This window comes from Amycolatopsis sp. NPDC102389, assembly GCF_044765885.1.
Classification (GTDB): Bacteria; Actinomycetota; Actinomycetes; order Mycobacteriales; family Pseudonocardiaceae; genus Amycolatopsis.
In genome coordinates this window covers 33,139-48,067 of record NZ_JBIWKX010000042.1, presented here as the reverse complement: position 1 = coordinate 48,067, position 14,929 = coordinate 33,139, and the positions used below count along the sequence as shown (strand labels likewise).

General features: G+C 69.3%; 15 protein-coding genes. 9 read left to right on the top strand and 6 right to left on the bottom strand.

Annotated elements, in window-relative coordinates; translation table 11 throughout:
• Positions 1-13 precede the first annotated feature (13 nt).
• Entirely contained in the window at positions 14-1,276 is a 1,263-nt protein-coding gene (locus ACIRGA_RS29345; RefSeq protein WP_400946844.1) for a serine/threonine protein kinase, read from the top strand.
• On the opposite strand, the gene ACIRGA_RS29340 is transcribed toward ACIRGA_RS29345, so the two are convergent.
• The 3 genes from ACIRGA_RS29340 to ACIRGA_RS29330 are packed head-to-tail and all read right to left on the bottom strand — an operon-like array spanning position 1,273 to position 5,059.
• The gene (locus ACIRGA_RS29340; RefSeq protein ID WP_400946841.1) at positions 1,273-3,084 is read right to left on the bottom strand and encodes a fibronectin type III domain-containing protein; all 1,812 of its coding nucleotides are present in this window, start codon (positions 3,082-3,084) and stop codon (positions 1,273-1,275) included. The two genes, ACIRGA_RS29345 and ACIRGA_RS29340, sit on opposite strands and share 4 nt — an antisense overlap.
• Positions 3,085-3,140: 56 nt before the next feature.
• Positions 3,141-4,391, bottom strand: a complete 1,251-nt coding sequence (locus ACIRGA_RS29335) for a sensor histidine kinase (protein WP_400946839.1) — start codon at positions 4,389-4,391, stop codon at positions 3,141-3,143.
• Complete coding sequence (locus tag ACIRGA_RS29330) at positions 4,388-5,059, bottom strand: response regulator transcription factor (RefSeq protein ID WP_400946836.1); 672 nt, start codon at positions 5,057-5,059, stop codon at positions 4,388-4,390. Before ACIRGA_RS29330 ends, ACIRGA_RS29335 begins: the two co-directional genes overlap by 4 nt.
• A 57-nt stretch (positions 5,060-5,116) precedes the next feature.
• Here ACIRGA_RS29330 and ACIRGA_RS29325 point away from each other — a divergent pair, with 57 nt between their 5' ends.
• From ACIRGA_RS29325 to ACIRGA_RS29315, 3 genes are read left to right on the top strand one after another with little or no spacing between them, the layout of a single operon-like run.
• Positions 5,117-6,388 carry a BTAD domain-containing putative transcriptional regulator gene (locus ACIRGA_RS29325; protein ID WP_400946833.1) on the top strand — a complete coding sequence of 424 codons (1,272 nt, stop codon included), beginning with the start codon at positions 5,117-5,119 and terminating at the stop codon, positions 6,386-6,388.
• Positions 6,385-7,047, top strand: a complete 663-nt coding sequence (locus ACIRGA_RS29320) for a LuxR C-terminal-related transcriptional regulator (RefSeq protein ID WP_400946830.1) — start codon at positions 6,385-6,387, stop codon at positions 7,045-7,047. The genes ACIRGA_RS29325 and ACIRGA_RS29320 overlap by 4 nt, the downstream gene beginning before the upstream one ends.
• Before the next feature lie 18 nt (positions 7,048-7,065).
• On the top strand, positions 7,066-7,722 hold the full coding sequence (locus ACIRGA_RS29315) for a winged helix-turn-helix domain-containing protein (protein WP_400946827.1): 657 nt from the start codon (positions 7,066-7,068) through the stop codon (positions 7,720-7,722).
• A gap of 49 nt (positions 7,723-7,771) precedes the next feature.
• On the opposite strand, the gene ACIRGA_RS29310 is transcribed toward ACIRGA_RS29315, so the two are convergent.
• Complete coding sequence (locus ACIRGA_RS29310; protein WP_400946824.1) at positions 7,772-8,533, bottom strand: GntR family transcriptional regulator; 762 nt, start codon at positions 8,531-8,533, stop codon at positions 7,772-7,774.
• A 209-nt stretch (positions 8,534-8,742) separates the two neighbouring features.
• Between ACIRGA_RS29310 and ACIRGA_RS29305 the strand changes: the two genes are divergently transcribed.
• Positions 8,743-8,973, top strand: a complete 231-nt coding sequence (locus tag ACIRGA_RS29305; RefSeq protein WP_400946821.1) for a hypothetical protein — start codon at positions 8,743-8,745, stop codon at positions 8,971-8,973.
• A gap of 29 nt (positions 8,974-9,002) precedes the next feature.
• Here the strand turns inward: ACIRGA_RS29305 and ACIRGA_RS29300 are convergent, their stop codons facing one another.
• Positions 9,003-9,374: a hypothetical protein gene (locus tag ACIRGA_RS29300; RefSeq protein ID WP_400946818.1), complete on the bottom strand. Its 372-nt coding sequence runs from the start codon at positions 9,372-9,374 to the stop codon at positions 9,003-9,005.
• A 71-nt stretch (positions 9,375-9,445) separates the two neighbouring features.
• A complete protein-coding gene (locus tag ACIRGA_RS29295; protein WP_400946900.1) occupies positions 9,446-10,171 on the bottom strand; it encodes an alpha/beta fold hydrolase in 726 nt (241 codons plus the stop codon).
• Positions 10,172-10,239: 68 nt separating this feature from the next.
• Here ACIRGA_RS29295 and ACIRGA_RS29290 point away from each other — a divergent pair, with 68 nt between their 5' ends.
• From ACIRGA_RS29290 to ACIRGA_RS29275, 4 genes are all read left to right on the top strand, one after another.
• Positions 10,240-10,662: a MarR family winged helix-turn-helix transcriptional regulator gene (locus tag ACIRGA_RS29290; protein ID WP_400946815.1), complete on the top strand. Its 423-nt coding sequence runs from the start codon at positions 10,240-10,242 to the stop codon at positions 10,660-10,662.
• 65 nt (positions 10,663-10,727) lie between these two features.
• Entirely contained in the window at positions 10,728-11,519 is a 792-nt protein-coding gene (locus tag ACIRGA_RS29285) for an ArsR/SmtB family transcription factor (protein WP_400946812.1), read from the top strand.
• A gap of 32 nt (positions 11,520-11,551) precedes the next feature.
• Positions 11,552-12,331 (top strand): DUF3800 domain-containing protein, encoded by a 780-nt coding sequence (locus ACIRGA_RS29280; RefSeq protein ID WP_400946809.1) that lies wholly within the window; start codon positions 11,552-11,554, stop codon positions 12,329-12,331.
• Between the two features lie 105 nt (positions 12,332-12,436).
• Complete coding sequence (locus ACIRGA_RS29275) at positions 12,437-14,584, top strand: germacradienol/geosmin synthase (protein WP_400946806.1); 2,148 nt, start codon at positions 12,437-12,439, stop codon at positions 14,582-14,584.
• Positions 14,585-14,929: the final 345 nt, after the last annotated feature.

Genomic DNA, 14,929 nt, shown 5'->3' with positions numbered 1-14,929 from the left:
CAGACTGGGAATGATGGAAGACGACGAGCTGGTGCCACTGGGCGAAGGCCCGGCCGCCACCGTGCTGGCCGGAATGGACGAGACGACCGGCGAGGCCTTCGCGCTCAAGGTGTATCCCGGTCGCGTCGACCGTCACACCCGCGCTGAGCTGGAGAAGGAACTCTCCGCGTTGAACTCGCTGAGCGGGCTCGACACGGTCCTGATCCCGCTCGATGCGAAGGAATTGCCCGACGGCCGGTTCGCCGTCCGGATGGAACTCTGCACGCAATCGCTGGCCGAACTCGTCGGGGCCTTCGGGCCGCTTTCCGTCCAAGATGTGCTTTCCCTGGGCGAAGCCCTCGCGACGACGTTGGCCGCGGCGCACCAGGCCGGCGTCGTGCACGGCGGGATGACGCCCGGCAACGTCCTCTTCCGCGCGTCCGGCGCACCGGTGCTGGCGGACTTCGGGCTCGCGCTGCGTCAGTCGTTCCCCGGCGATTCCGACGTCGGATTCCTCGCGCCGGAAACGATCACCGACGGCGTCCGCGACGAACGTACCGATCTCTACGGTCTCGGTGCCCTGCTGTACTTCGCGCTCACCGGCCGTTCTCCTGCGCGGGAAGAGCCGGGCGAGACCGCGGACGAGCTGACGCTGCGCCTGCTCAGCGGGCCGGTGCCGCCGATCGACCGGCCCGGCCTCCCGGCGGGCCTCGGTCCGCTCGTGGCCTCACTGCTGGCGCGCGACCCCGGAGTCCGCCCGATCGACGCCACCTTGGTCGCTACCCGGCTCGGCGCGACGCCCGGCACCGCGGCCACCCCGCGTCCCCTTGGCGCGCCGATCCTGGACTATGGCCCGGAGCACGCGAAAACCCGTCGTAAAGGGAAAACCCGGCTGATCGTCGGCGTCGCGGCCGGGGCCGTCGTCCTCGCCGCGGCGGCGGTTTTCGTGTTGCAGAACCGGCCACGTGAGCTGAACGTGCCGCCCGCGAGCGCCGAACCGGTGACCAGCGTGCCCACCACGACCGCCGACCCCGTGCGACTCGAGCTCGCCGATCCGGTCGACCACGGCGACTACGTCCAACTTTCCTGGCGCAGTAACGGATCCACGCTGCACTACGCCGTCATCGTCGCGGGCGTGGACCTGCCGCGGAAGACTCACTACGTCGAGAGCGGCACGGCCTACCGGGTCGATGTCGAGCCCGGCCGGCAGTACTGCTTCGTCGTCCAGGCGACCGACAGCGTGCGTTCCTACGAAAGCGAGAGCAAGGGCATTCGCGGCGCCCGCTGCGTTCGCTAGCCCGACTGCCAGGTGATGACGTTGGACTTCACGCCGGTGTTGGTGACCACCCACACCTGGTTGCCGACCTGGCCGAAGTCGAACGCCTCGAAGGTGAAGTTCCCGCTGGCCGGGATGTCGCACGAGCGGCCTTCGTTGCTGTAGTCCGGATCGCTCGACCACGGCCTGACCTTGACGCGGGTGCCGGGGGTGAAGCCCTTCATCACCACGTGGATCTTGGCGCACGCCGGTGCTTCGCACGTCTTGTCGTAGGTCCCGGTCTTGCCGCGGCTGATGGTGATCGTCGGCTTCGGTCCCGCGGGCGGGGAGACCCTCGCCGTGGCCGGGGCACCTCGTCCCGCGCGGTTCTCCGCCGCGACCGTGATCGTGTACGTCACGCCGTCGCGCAGGTTCGGGATCGACGTCGAGCGCGCGCCGCCGCCGAGCGCGGCCGAACCCGCGCCCGATCCGGACGACGGCGTCCACGACACGCGATATCCGGTCACCGCCGCGCCATTCGGTGTCGCCGCCCCCCAGGTGACGCTCGCCGTCGTGCCCGCCAAGGTGGCGCGGAGACCGCTGGGAAGGCCGGGCGGGCTCGCCGCCAGCGCCTTGGGGGACGTCGCAGGCGGTTTCGGTTTCGACTGCGACGGTGGCCGGTCGCCGCCGTTTCCCCGTTGCGGGGGCAGTTGGGTTTTCGAGGACGGGGGCACCGTCGTCGGCTGCGGGACCGGCGGTTTGTCGGCGGTCACCGCGACCTGCGCGACCGTGCCCTCGGGATCGACCACGAGGACGTGATTGCCTTGCGCGCCTTCGATGTAGACCCGTTTGTCCTCGCCGCGCGAGAGCTTCGGCGACCCGTTCTCCGGCGGGATCGGCATCGAGTGCCGAGGCAGGCCGTCGGGAGAGTAGGTGACCACGGTGTTGCGGGTCAGATCGAGCAGGACGACCGCCGACGACGAAGCGGTCGGCCGCGAGTACTGGCCATCGGACAGGTCGATGGTCTTGGGCGGGCCGGGGTCGCGCCCGGCGCTCAGGCCGCTCGCGTCGAGGAAGTACAGCTTGCGCAAGCCCGGCTCGAGGACCGCGATCCGTCCGGCCGCGTCGGCCGAGGCGATCTGCGCGGCCGGGCTGAACGAAGCCTTCAGCGGCAGCGGCTTTCCGAGCCCGGCGTCGGTGACGGTCTGCAGGGTGCTCGCCGTGGTGTCGACGAACGCCGGGGTGTCGCCGACGACGGTCAGCGCGCCGGTATGCCCGCGGGCGGCCTGCACGGCGCATCCGACGGCGTGGGCGCCCTTCGCCAGCCGGCACAGCTTCCCGTCGCCCGTGCGCTGCAGCCAGACCGTGCCGTCCGAAGTGGCGACCGGATCGCCGAGGGAGCCGCCCGTGTCGATCGACGCGAACTCGTCGCCGAGCCGGACGACGCGCCCGGCCTCGCGGAAGACGAGGTACGGTCCGCCCGCGGTTTCGAGCAGGACCGGCCGTTCCCCGGTCACCGGCTGGTCCACCGTGCGGCTCACGGTGAGATCGGATTTGCCGAATTCGATGATCCGCCGCTGGCCGACCACGTACGCGCTCGTGTCGCCCTGGACCACATCGGAGCCGGGCTCGAGACCCGGCACGGCGGCCTGGGCGTCCACACTCCGGTTGGCACCGTTGACGAGGAAGACCAAGCCGAGGGCGGGGCTGGCGACCCAATGCCCGGCTTGCGTGAGCCCCAAGCCGGGGACCGGTTTCACCGCTCCGGTGGCGACGGCGACCACGAGGGCCACGCAGGTCGCAGCCAGCACAGTGAGCGGCAGACGCCGCTTGAATCCCCTCTCCGGCACTGACCGATCATAGAAGAACGAGGTACAGAATGGAGCCGCTCGGATACATTTCGCGGTCAGGGCGCTTCCGGCAGCTTCAGCTCGAAGATCGCGCCGCCTTCTTCGGCGTTGTACACGCGCAGCCTGCCGCCGTGCGCGAGCGCGACCCATCGCACGATCGACAGGCCGAGCCCGCTCGACCCGCCACCGCTGGTGAACCGGTCGAACTTCTCCTCCGCGACGGACGAGTCGATCCCCGGCCCGCTGTCGGCGACGGTCACCTGACCGCCGGCGACGGTGACGTGCACGACGGCCTCGTAGCCGGGACGCCGTCCGTAGCGCAGCGCGTTGTCGAGCAGGTTGGCCACCGCGCGCTGGACCAGCGTCGGGTCGGCGGAGACAGTCGACGGCGCCGCCACCAGCGTCACCTGCGCGCCCTCGGCCGGCGTCTCCGCCACGACGCTCGCGACGAGCTGGTCCAGCCGCACCGGCTGGATGGCCAGCGATTCGACCCCGGCCGCCAGCCGCGCGCGTACGAGCAGGCCGTCGATGATGCCGCCCATCCGCGCGGCGAGCCGGACCGTCCGTGGCAGCAGTTCGTCGCTCTCCGCGGGGTTGCGCAGCGCCGCTTCGGCCAGCGCGCGCAGCGCCGCGACCGGTGTGCGGAGATCGTGCGCGGTCTCGGCGAGCAGGACCTCCTGTTGCTGGAGCGCGGTGGTCGCGGGCCGGATCGCGCGTCCGGACAGGACGTGCCCGGTCACCCCGATCGCGCCGAGCAGGAGCACGCAGCCGCCGATGACCAGCAGTTTCAGCTGGTCATGCGCGGCGAGGGCGTCCCGCGCGTCGGCGACCGCGACGATGGCGCCGGCCTCCTGGTTGTTGCGGTTGCGGAAGGGCTCGACGCCGACGCGGACCATCTCGCCCGCGGTCCCGCTGCTGTAGCCGTTGAGCACGGCCCCGTTCCGCGCCGACAGGTCGGCGAAGGTCTGTAGTCGCTTGGCATCGACCGCCACGCAGGTCCGGCCGCTCGCGTAGGGCGGGAACGCGCCCGCGCCGCTGGGCAGGATCACGAACTGCGGGCATTGCCGGTTCACCTCGTCCTGGCCGACGTAGGTGGTGGTGATGGTGTCGCCCTCGCCCATGATCAGCCGTTTGACCGGTGCGGTGACGCGGGCGAGCTCCGCGTCCAGCTGGACTTCGCGCTGCTGCAGGTCGGCGCTCACGGCGAGCCATGCGAAGACCACGAGCCCGGCGGCGTTCAGCCCGGTGAACAGCCAGGTGAGCAGCCACCGCAGGCGGCGGAGGCGATCGGCCGCGGAGCCCTTCACCGGGCCGCGATCCGGTAGCCGCGGCCGCGGACGGTGTCGATGACCTCGGGATCGCCGAGCCGCACCCGCAGGCGCCGGATCACCACGTCGACCACATTGGACATCGGGTCGGTGCTGGTGTCCCAGCAGTGCTCGATCAGCTCGTCGCGCCCGACGGCCTGATCCGGCCGCGAGAGTAGGTACTCCAGCACCGCGAACTCCTTGTCGCTCAAGGTGAGCAGCGTGCCGCCGCGGCGCACCTGCCGCCGGGCGCAGTCCATTTCGAGGTCCTCGTGGCGCAGCACCGACGGCCGTCCGGCGCCCGCGCGGCGGTAGAGCGCGTGGACCCGGGCGCTCATCTCGGCCACCGCGAACGGCTTCACCAGATAGTCGTCGCCGCCGTGCTCGAACCCGGCGACCCGGTCGGCGAGGCTGTCGCGCGCGGTCAGGAACAGCACCGGTACCGCCCAGCCCTCCTGGCGGCGGCGGTGAACGTAGTCGATCGAATCGCCGTCCGGCAGCATCCGATCGAACACCGCGCACCCGAACCCGCCCGTGGCCAGCTCGGCGTCGGCCTGCGCCAGGTCACCGGCCTCGCGGACGGGCAGGCCGCTCCCGTGCAGCTCGGCGGTGATCGCCACACGGAGGTCTTCGTCGTCCTCCACGACGAGCACGCGCGCCGTTGTCATCGGAACCTCAGGTACATCGCGCGATCGTAAGACGACACGAAGCAAGGGGGTGCGAGCATGGTGCTCTTCCAGGTCCTGGGGCCACTCGAGGTGCGTGGCCGCGACGGCGTCACGAGCAGGCCGGCCGGCGGGAAACCCGCCACGGTGCTGGCCGCGCTCCTGGTGCAGCCTAACGCGTGGGTCGCGGTGGACCGGCTCATCGAGAACACGTGGCAGGAACAGGCCGCGCCGGCTTCGGCCGAAGCGAACCTGAAGACCTACATGTGGCAGCTGCGGCGGCTGTTGCCGGAACACGACGACGGCCCCCGCATCGAAGGGCGGGCGGGGGCCTATCGGCTGCACGTCGGCCCCGGCGAGCTGGACGCCGATTGTGCCGCGGCTCTTGCCGATGACGCCTCGCGGGCCCTGGCCGCGGGAGCGCCGGGAACCGCGTTGACTCACGTAGAGCGGGCTTTGCGGCTGTGGCGGGGACGGCCGTTCGAGGGGTTGGACGTCCTCGCCGACGACGCCGTCGAGCGGCTCGACGAGGTGCACCGGCGGCTGCGTGAGTTGCTCGCCGAGGCCCAGCTCGGGCTCGGGCGGACGGCCGACGCGGTGGCCACGCTGCAGGCACTGACCGCGGACGACCCGCTGCGCGAAGACGTCTGGGCGCGGCTGATGCGGGCGGAGCACGCCAGGGGACGGCCGGCGCGGGCGCTGGCCACGTTCCACCGGGCGCGGCGGCTCCTGGCCGCCGAACTGGGGGTGCGCCCGGGACCCGAGCTGATGAAGGCGTTCCGGGCGGTGCACGGTTCCGGGGCACCGGACCGGCCGCGACGGGAGCTGCCGCGGGCGGTCGAGCCGCTGGTGGGCCGGGAGCGGGAGCTCGTGACCTTGGGCCGGGCACTGACCGGGTGCGCGCCCGCGGTCGTCGTCACCGGTGCGGCGGGGGCGGGAAAGACGGCGCTCGCGGTGGCCGCGGCGCATCGGGTCAGCGAACGCTTTCCCGACGGCCAGTTCTTCGTCGATCTGCACGGCGGATCCGTGCCGGTGACGACCGCGGCGGTGCTGGAACGGCTGTTGCGCGGTCTCGGTTTCCCGCCCGCGCTGATCCCGTCCGATGTGGACGAACGCGCCGCGCTGTGGCGCTCGGAGCTTGCCGGGCGGCGGGTGCTGCTGGTCTTCGACGACGCCGCGGACCGTGGCCAAGTCGCCGCACTGCTGCCCGCCACCGGCCGCAGCGCCGCGATCGTCACGACGCGTGGGCGGGAATTCCCGCTCGCCGGGGCCGTGACCGTCCACTTGGGATCCGAGCGGACGTCGTCCGGACAGCTGGAGCGGGTGGCATGACCACCATCCACTATGGACTGTCCCGGCGGCACCTTTCCCCGCTGGGCGAACCACATGCGGACATCGAGGAGGCTCTTTCGGCGGCGACCCGCGAGGTGCTCGTCGTCGCGACGGTGCAGGCGTTCCGCGCAGTCGACCGCGACCACCTGAGGCCCGGTGTGCGCTACCGGATGCTCGCGCCGGTCGAGGCGAGGATCATTCCGAAGGTCGCCAAGCGGCTGGAGGCTTTCGCTTCCCAGGGCGCCGAAATCCGGACCGTGGCCGCTGTGCCGACGGCCGCGCTCGTCGTCGACGGTGAGCTCGCGCTGCTGCCGGGGGACCGGCGCGCGCTCACCGTGTTCCGGCTGCCCAGCGTGGTCCGGACGGTCGCCGAACTGTTCGAACGACTGTGGCCGGCCGGAACGCCCTTCACCCCTGGAACGGTGCGCCCCGCCGAGGCGGAGCGGTCCGGACCGGAGCCGACCGGGCGCGAGCTGGACCTGCTGGCACTGCTCCTGGACGGCCACACCGACGAATCCGCCGCCGCCCGGCTGGGCATCTCCGTGCGGACCGTCCGGCGGATGGTGTCCGATCTGATGAACCGGCTCAGCGCGCGCAGCCGTTTCCAGGCCGGCGCGAAGGCCGCGGACCGCGGCTGGTTGATAGAGCTCGCCGGGTGATCACGCTACGGTCGTCGAGTGCGTGTACTGGTCACCGAGGACGACGAGGACCTGCGATTAGCCGTCGAGGCTTCACTTCGCGGCTCCGGGTTCGCCGTCGATGTCGCCAAGGACCTCCCTGACGCCGACGAGGCGCTGAGCGTCAACGCCTACGACTGCGTCGTGCTCGACCGGATGCTGCCGGCCGGGGACTCCCTCGGCTACGTCGGCGAACGCCGCCGGGACGGCTGGGAGGTCCCGGTGCTGTTCCTCACCGCGCGCGACACGGTCGCCGACCGGATCGCCGGGCTGGCCTTGGCCGACGACTACCTGGTCAAGCCCTTCGCGATGGCCGAACTGATCGCGCGAGTGCGCAGCCTGTGTCGCCGTGGCGATTCAGGAACGGCGCCGGTACTGGATTTCCTCGACCTCCGGCTGGACATCGGCAGGCACGAGGTGCGACGCGGTGGCGTCACCTTGACGTTGACCGGCAAGGAGTTCGCGGTCCTGCACCGGCTGGTGGTCTCGGCGGGCGAGCCGGTCCGGCGACGCGACCTGACCGACGCGGGCTGGGACGAGCTGGTGCCCCCGACGCCCAACGCGCTCGAGGTGCTGATCGCGCAGCTGCGGCACAAGCTCGGGCCGCCGCCCGTGATCCACACCGTGCGGGGCGTCGGGTACGTCCTGCGTGGGTGATCACATCCAGCCCGGGAAACGCTGACCTTCAGGCCTCTTCATGAAGCACTCAGTCCGCTGGCCACTCGTAGGTCAGCTCGTACAGGTGCGCCGGAAGAATGATGTCGTTCATCTCCAGCGGCCTGTCGTCCGTGCTGTAAGCGACGCGGGTGATCGTCATGACCGGCACGCCGCCCGGTAGCTGTAGAAGCGTCACTTCATCAGGCGTCGGCATCCGTGCGCCCACGTGTTCGGCGAAGGTGCCAATGGTGTGCCCGGCTTCCTCGAGGCGTGCGTAAGTGCCACCTTCGCCGGTGTTGACCTTCTCGATTCGGGTGCCGCGCGTCAGTTCGCGCGGGAGGCGCGACACCGCGAGCTGAGCGACCAGCCCATCGGCCCGCATCACCCGATCTCTCACGGTGAGTTCGGTTCCGACGTCCACTCGGAGGAATTCGGCCGCTCGTTCATCGGCACGTTCGAAGCGGACCTTGACGCTGCTCGAAGCAGCGAAGCCCTTGGACGCTGCCTCCGCCAGGAAGGCGCCTTCGTTGCGTTCACGTGCGGCACGGGACAACCGCGAACGTGCCAGGCGCTGGATGTTCGAAGGCGGCCGGACGAACACGCCACGTCCGTGCTCGACGTTGACGACACCTTCGGCGCGCAGGAGATTGACTGCTTCGCGGACGGTCGGCCGAGACACGCCATACGTATCGATCAGTTCGCGTTCGCTCGGAAGCTTGGCGCCCGGCGGGTACTCACCGGCATGGATCTTCTTCCGAAGATCGGTCGCGACTTGCCGGAACGCTGGCACTCCACTCGTGCGATCCATCATGGCAAGCATTCTCCACTGGTCAACTCGTATTGACCAGTTGCCCGGCGCATGTCATCGTTAAGTGGTCATGACGTCATGATAAGTAACGGCGAGGATGCAGCCATGGGGACGAGAGCCATCGAAGCGACAGGCTTGAACCAGGACACCGAGGCCGGCTACGCACGGCGCCACCACACCGAAGTCCGCGTACTCGTCTGCGGGTATTGGCCATGAGCGTCATCCTGTTCCTCGATCAGGCAAGACTTCAGCCGGTTCTTGACGATGTCTGGCATCGAGTCGCCGTGATCAGCTTCGCGGCCGGGACTCTGGCGACTTTGTGTGGCCAGGCCGGCGTCATCGAGTACAGACCGGCCGCATTGCGGCCCGTTGCGCTCAAGACGTGTTGGGAGTGCGACAAGACTTACCGGCGAAACCACGACATCGCCTCGACTCCGGGCTGATCTTCGCGTGTGGCCCCTCGCAACCGTCCTCAGTGCGCCGCCGCGACCGCCGCTTCCCGCGGCGGGCGGATCCGGCTCAGCTGCACGAGGCTGAAGCCGAACAGCAGGACCCCGAGCGGGACGTGGACCGCCGTCACGTGCGCGATCCCGAGGAACACCTGCACCAGCGTGAGTCCGAGGAACACGGCCGCGGGCAGGATCGGCTTGGCGGAGCCGCCGCCCGGCCGCCACACGAGGATCGCGGTGAGCACGTGCAGCATCGCCACGACGAACAGCGTGTAGGCCGTCGCGCTGTGCAGGGTGTGGCCGCTCGGCACGGTCAGCAGGAGACCGGCGGAGATCGGCGTGAGGAAGACGGCCAGGGTCTGCACGGCGATCGCGACGCGCAACGGGGTCGGCATGTGAACTCCTTCGAGTGGACGTGTCGCCACGTGGACGAGGGAGCCACCGGAAACGTGACAGGACGCCGGAATCAGCGAACGCCCACCGCGCCGAGCAACTCCTCGGGTGTTTCGAGCTGCGGCAGATGGCCGGTGCGCGGAAGCACGGTGAACGTCGACGCGGGGACGGCCGCGGCGTAGGCCTTGCCGTACTCCGGGCCGGCGATGCGGTCGCTTTCGCCCCAGATGATGTGCACCGGAAGGGTGAGTTCGCCCAGTCGATCGGCCAGTTCCGGATCGGCCATGGCCGGACCGGTGTAGCCGATCAGTGCCCGCACGTCCGGGCTCGGTCCGGTTCCGGTGCTCGACGGCGCCTTGGCCGGATCGTGGTACGAGTGCGCCAGGAGTTCGGTGCGCGAAAGACCGCTGACGTCGGTCAGCGGGTGATCCGGCACGACGATCCCGATGCCGTCGACGATCACCGCGCCGCTGACGCGCGGGCTTCCCAGCAGGGCGATTTCGGCGGCGAGCCAGCCGCCGAAGGAGTTGCCGAGCACGGTGACGTCCGTGAGGTCGAGCTGGTCCAGCATCGCGACGTAGGCCTTCGCCAGCGCGCGGACGCCGGTGAGTTCGGCGGCTTTCGGTGTGCCGCCGAAACCCGGGTGGGTGGGCAGCAGCACCCGGGAGCGTTCGGCGAGCAGGCCGGCGAAGCCGGTCATCGTCGCGACACCGCCTCCGCCGTGCAGGAGCAGGAAAGGGCGGCCATGGCCGCGATCTTGGAGGGTGATTTCGACGGGGCCGACGCGCAGAGAGGTCATCATCTAAGGAACCTTATATAAGGTTCCTTAGGTAAGCAAGTTGTCTTCGCGAAGGTAGGCTGCCGGGCATGAAGCACCGCCCCGCCGACGTCGCCTTGGCCGTGAAGCGCCTGCAGTACCGCCACCACCGCGCGTTGAGCCAGGCGCTGGCGCCGTTGGGGATCTCGCTGGTGCAGTGGGACACGCTGCGGCATCTGCACCGCACGCCGGACGCGTCGCTGCACGACCTCGCGGTGCTGACCTTCCAGACCGATCAGTCCTTCGGTTCCCTTGCCGCGCGGATGGCCGATCGCGGGCTGATCGAACGCGTCCCGGGGCCGGGGCGGGCCGTGCGCCACCGGCTCACCGACGAGGGCGAGCGGCTGCGTGCCGCCGGGCAGGACCTCGTCGACGGCGTCGTCGAGAGCTCATTCGAGTCTTTGTCCGCCGCTCAGCTCGATCAATTGGGCAAGCTGCTGGACGCCGTCCTCGGTCCCGACCCGGCGGCTTGACATGCAGCCACATGGCTGCCTAATCTGCAAAGGCAGCCGCGAGGCTGCATATCGGGGAGAACGACATGGACGAGGTCTTCAAGGCGCTGGCGGACGCCAGCCGGCGCCGGTTGCTCGACGACCTCAACGCCCGCAACGGGCAGACCCTGCGCGAGCTGTGCGCGGGGCTGGACATGGCGCGGCAGTCGGTCAGCAAGCATCTGGCCGTGCTGGAGGCCGCCAATCTGGTGACCACGGTGCGTCGTGGCCGCGAGAAGTTGCATTACGTGAACGCGGAGCCGATCAACGCGATCGCCGAGCGCTGGATCGACCGGTACCACCAGGGCCGGGTCGACGCGCTCGCCGACCTCAAGAAGGCATTGGAGCAGGAACCCATGAGCACCGACGAATTCGTGTACACCAGCTACATCAGGACCACGCCGGAGCGGCTCTGGCAGGCGCTCACCGATCCGGTCTTCACCAAGCAGTACTGGGGTTGCGAGTTCACCTCGGACTGGAAGGCCGGGTCGACGATGGCCTGGGACCAGCTCGGTGTGAAGCTGGAAGATCCCGAACAGGTTGTTCTCGAGTCCGACCCGTACCGGCGGCTGTCCTACACGTGGCACACCTTCACGCCGGAGTTCGCGAAGTCGGTGGGGCTCGACGACGACGTGTCGGCGAAGCTGCGGGCCGAGTCGCGGTCGAAGGTGACGTTCGACCTCGAACCCGTCGGTGACACGGTGAAGCTGACCGTGGTGCACGACGGATTCCCGCCGGGCAGCACCGCGCTGGAGATGGTCAAGGGCGGCTGGCCGTCGATCCTGTCCAGCCTCAAGTCGCTGCTCGAGACCGGCGAGCCGCTGCCCGAACCCGCGTAACCGGGTCGACCGCGCCCTCGCGATGGGGCACGATGCGGATCGTGCCCCTGGAGATCGCCTGCGACGAGTCCGGGTCCGAGGGCGAGAAACTGATCGGCGGGCAGACCGACGTGTTCGCGCACGCGGGGGTCCGGCTGAGTCTCGAAGAGGCGGCGGCCTGCCTGGCCGAACTGCGGCGAAGGATCCGCTCGCCGGCGGTCGAGTACAAGGCGAACCATCTTCTCCGCACGAAGCATCGCCGGGTGCTCGAATGGTTCCTCGGTCCCCTCGGCCCGGTACACGGGCGGGCGCACGTGTATCTCGTGGACAAGAAGCGGCTGCTGGCGAACGAACTCCGAGCGCTCGTCGGCCCGGGGATCCGGCCGGACGACGAGTTCCTCGCCGCGTTCAACGACGTGCTGCGGACCAGGAACCGCCGGGATCCGGCGGCGGGGTCGTTCTTCGCGATGGCCGGGGACACCGCGGAATTGAGGGCGAAGGTCGCGCGGTCGCGGGACGCCAAGACCCTTGATCCGCTGGTGCCCGCGATCCTTCGCGCCGTCGAGTACTGGAGCGAGGGCGGGGAGCGGGTCTTCCTCGTCCACGACGAACAACCGTCACTGAAAGGCGATCGGCTCGCCCGGATCGAATCGAGTCCGGGATTGGCCGGGGTGCGCTTCGTCGATTCACGGTCGGATCCGCGGGTGCAGGCCGCCGATTTCCTCGTCGGTGTCGCCCGCCGGATCGCCGAGGACGAATTGAACGGCAACGGCGACGAGATATTGACCGGATTGCTCGCGCCGTATGTCGATCCGGCGTCCCTCTGGGACTGATTCACTCCATGGCACACCGAATCGCTCGGGTGGCCGGTTGCCCGGCGAGGCGGCGGGCTGGAAACGTCGGAACGGATCCGACACCGGCCCGGGAGGCAGTCGCAGATGCAGGCTTTCACCTTGCCCGAGTTCTACGTGCCGCATCCGGCCAGGATGAATCCGCACCTCGAAGCGGCGCGGGCGCACAGTATGGCCTGGGCCAGGGAAATGGGGATGCTCGATTCGCCGGCGCCGTCCGGTGACGTCGTCTGGACCGAGCAGGCGCTGGCGAAAATGGATTACGCGCTGCTCTGCGCGCACACCCATCCGGACTGTGACGGGCCGTCCCTCGATCTGGTCACGGATTGGTACGTGTGGGTGTTCTTCTTCGACGACGATTTCCTTGCGCAATTCAAGTACACCCGGGACACCGAGGGCGCGAAGGCTTATTTGGACCGCTTGGAACTGTTCATGACCGGGCCGGGGGAAACGTCACCGGAACCGGCGAATCCCGCCGAAGCCGGGCTTGAGAACCTTTGGGCGCGCACGATCCCTTCGATGTCCGAGGCCTGGCGGCGGCGTTTCGTCACCAGCACGCACAACCTGATGGTCGAATCGCTCTGGGAATTGGACAACATCGACCGCGGCCGGATCGCGAACCCCATCGAATACGTCCAGATGCGCCGTCGTGTCGGCGGGGCGCCGTGGTCGGCGAACCTCATCGAGTACGCCGTCGGTGCCGAAGTGCCGGACAGGATCGCGGCGACCAGGCCGATGGAGGTCCTGCGCGACACGTTCGCCGACGCCGTCCACCTCCGCAACGATCTCTTTTCGTACCAACGTGAAGTGCGCGAAGAGGGCGAGAACTCCAATGCCGTGCTCGTCTTCGAGAAGTTCCTCGATTGCTCCACGCAGGACGCCGCGGAACTCACCAACGACCTGCTGACCTCGCGATTGCAGCAGTTCGAGAACACCGCGCTCGTCGAGGTGCCCGCGTTGCTCATCGAGCGCGACGTCTCGCTGCCGGAGCAGATCAGTGTCGGCCTGTACGTGAAAGGCTTGCAGGACTGGCAATCCGGCGGTCACGAGTGGCATACCCAATCGAGCCGGTACATGAACGAGGACTCGGCCGGCGCCAACGGGCCGGGTCTCGTCCAGCGGGTGCGGCAGCAGGCACCCCCGCCGTTCGCGAAGGTGGGGCATCTGCCGCTGCCGGAATTCCGCATGCCGTACCCCGTGCGCACCAGCCCCCATCTCGCCGCCGCCCGCGAGTACGCGCCGGGCTGGGCGCGGGAGATGGGGATGTTCGACGACGGCGGGATCTGGGACGAGCGCCGGATGCGCGGCATCGACCTGCCGCACTGCGCCGCGATGATCCACGCGGACTCGGATCTCGAGCAGCTCAAGCTGTCGTCGGACTGGTTGACCTGGGGCACTTACGGCGACGACTACTTCCCCCTGGTCTTCGGATTGAGAAGGGATCCGGTGGCCGCGAAGCTGAGCAGTGACCGGCTTTCCCTGTTCATGCCGCTCGACGGCGAGCCGATACCGAAGCCGTCGAACCCGGTCGAGCGAGGGCTCGTGGACCTGTGGGAGCGCACCGCCGGAGGAATGACCCGGCCCGCGCGGGCCGAGTTCCGCCGCGCCGTCGAGAGCATGACCGCGAGCTGGGTCTGGGAGGTGGCGAATCAGGCGCAGAACCGCGTCCCCGACCCGGTCGACTACGTGGAGATGCGGCGGCGGACGTTCGGTTCGGATCTGACGAAGAGCCTCGCCCGGCTGCGGCTCGGCGACGTCGTACCGCCGGAGATCTACCAGAACCGCGTGCTGTTCGAACTCGACACCGCCGCCCAGGACTACGCGGCGTTCGCCAACGACCTGTTCTCGTACCAGAAGGAGATCGAATACGAGGGCGAGGTGCACAATCTCGTCTATGTCGTCGAGCGGTTCCTGGACGTGGACCGGATCGAGGCCCGCGACATCGCCGCCCGGTTGATGAACGCGCGGATGGCCCAGTTCGAGCAGCTCGCCGACGAGGACCTGCCGCGGATGTGCGACGACCTCGGCCTCGGCGACGACGTCCGCGCGGTGCTGACCAGGTACGCGGACAACCTGAAGGACTGGATGTCCGGGATCCTGGAATGGCATCGGAAATGCGTGCGGTACACGCCGGAGGAGCTGGAACGCGTCCACGCTCCCGAGCCGCCGGTGTTCTCGCTCGAGCCGAGCGGGATCGGGATGTCGGCCTGGCGGATCGGGAGCGGGACGCGCTGACGGGCGTTATATCGGGGTATGTCGCGAAAGCCACTTTCGCGACGCCTGATGTCCCGAAAGCCACTTTCGCGACGCCTGAAGTCACGGACTACGCGATCGCCCCTGCGGCCTCAGTAACACCACCAGCCCCAGCGGCTGCGCGTGAAGGACCCCTCCCTCGGCTCAACCGAGGAAACTCGACCTTCACGCCTTCCCAAGGGACGAGCAAGCGCAGCGGAACGCGAGGGGTCAAGGGGGTCGTGAGTGGTAAATTTGGTTTGAAACAAACATAACCAAAAACACAACCCGCACCCCCGGTGGTGGCGCCCGGATAACAACAACCCCGGGTGGGTGTTTCGCGCCGTG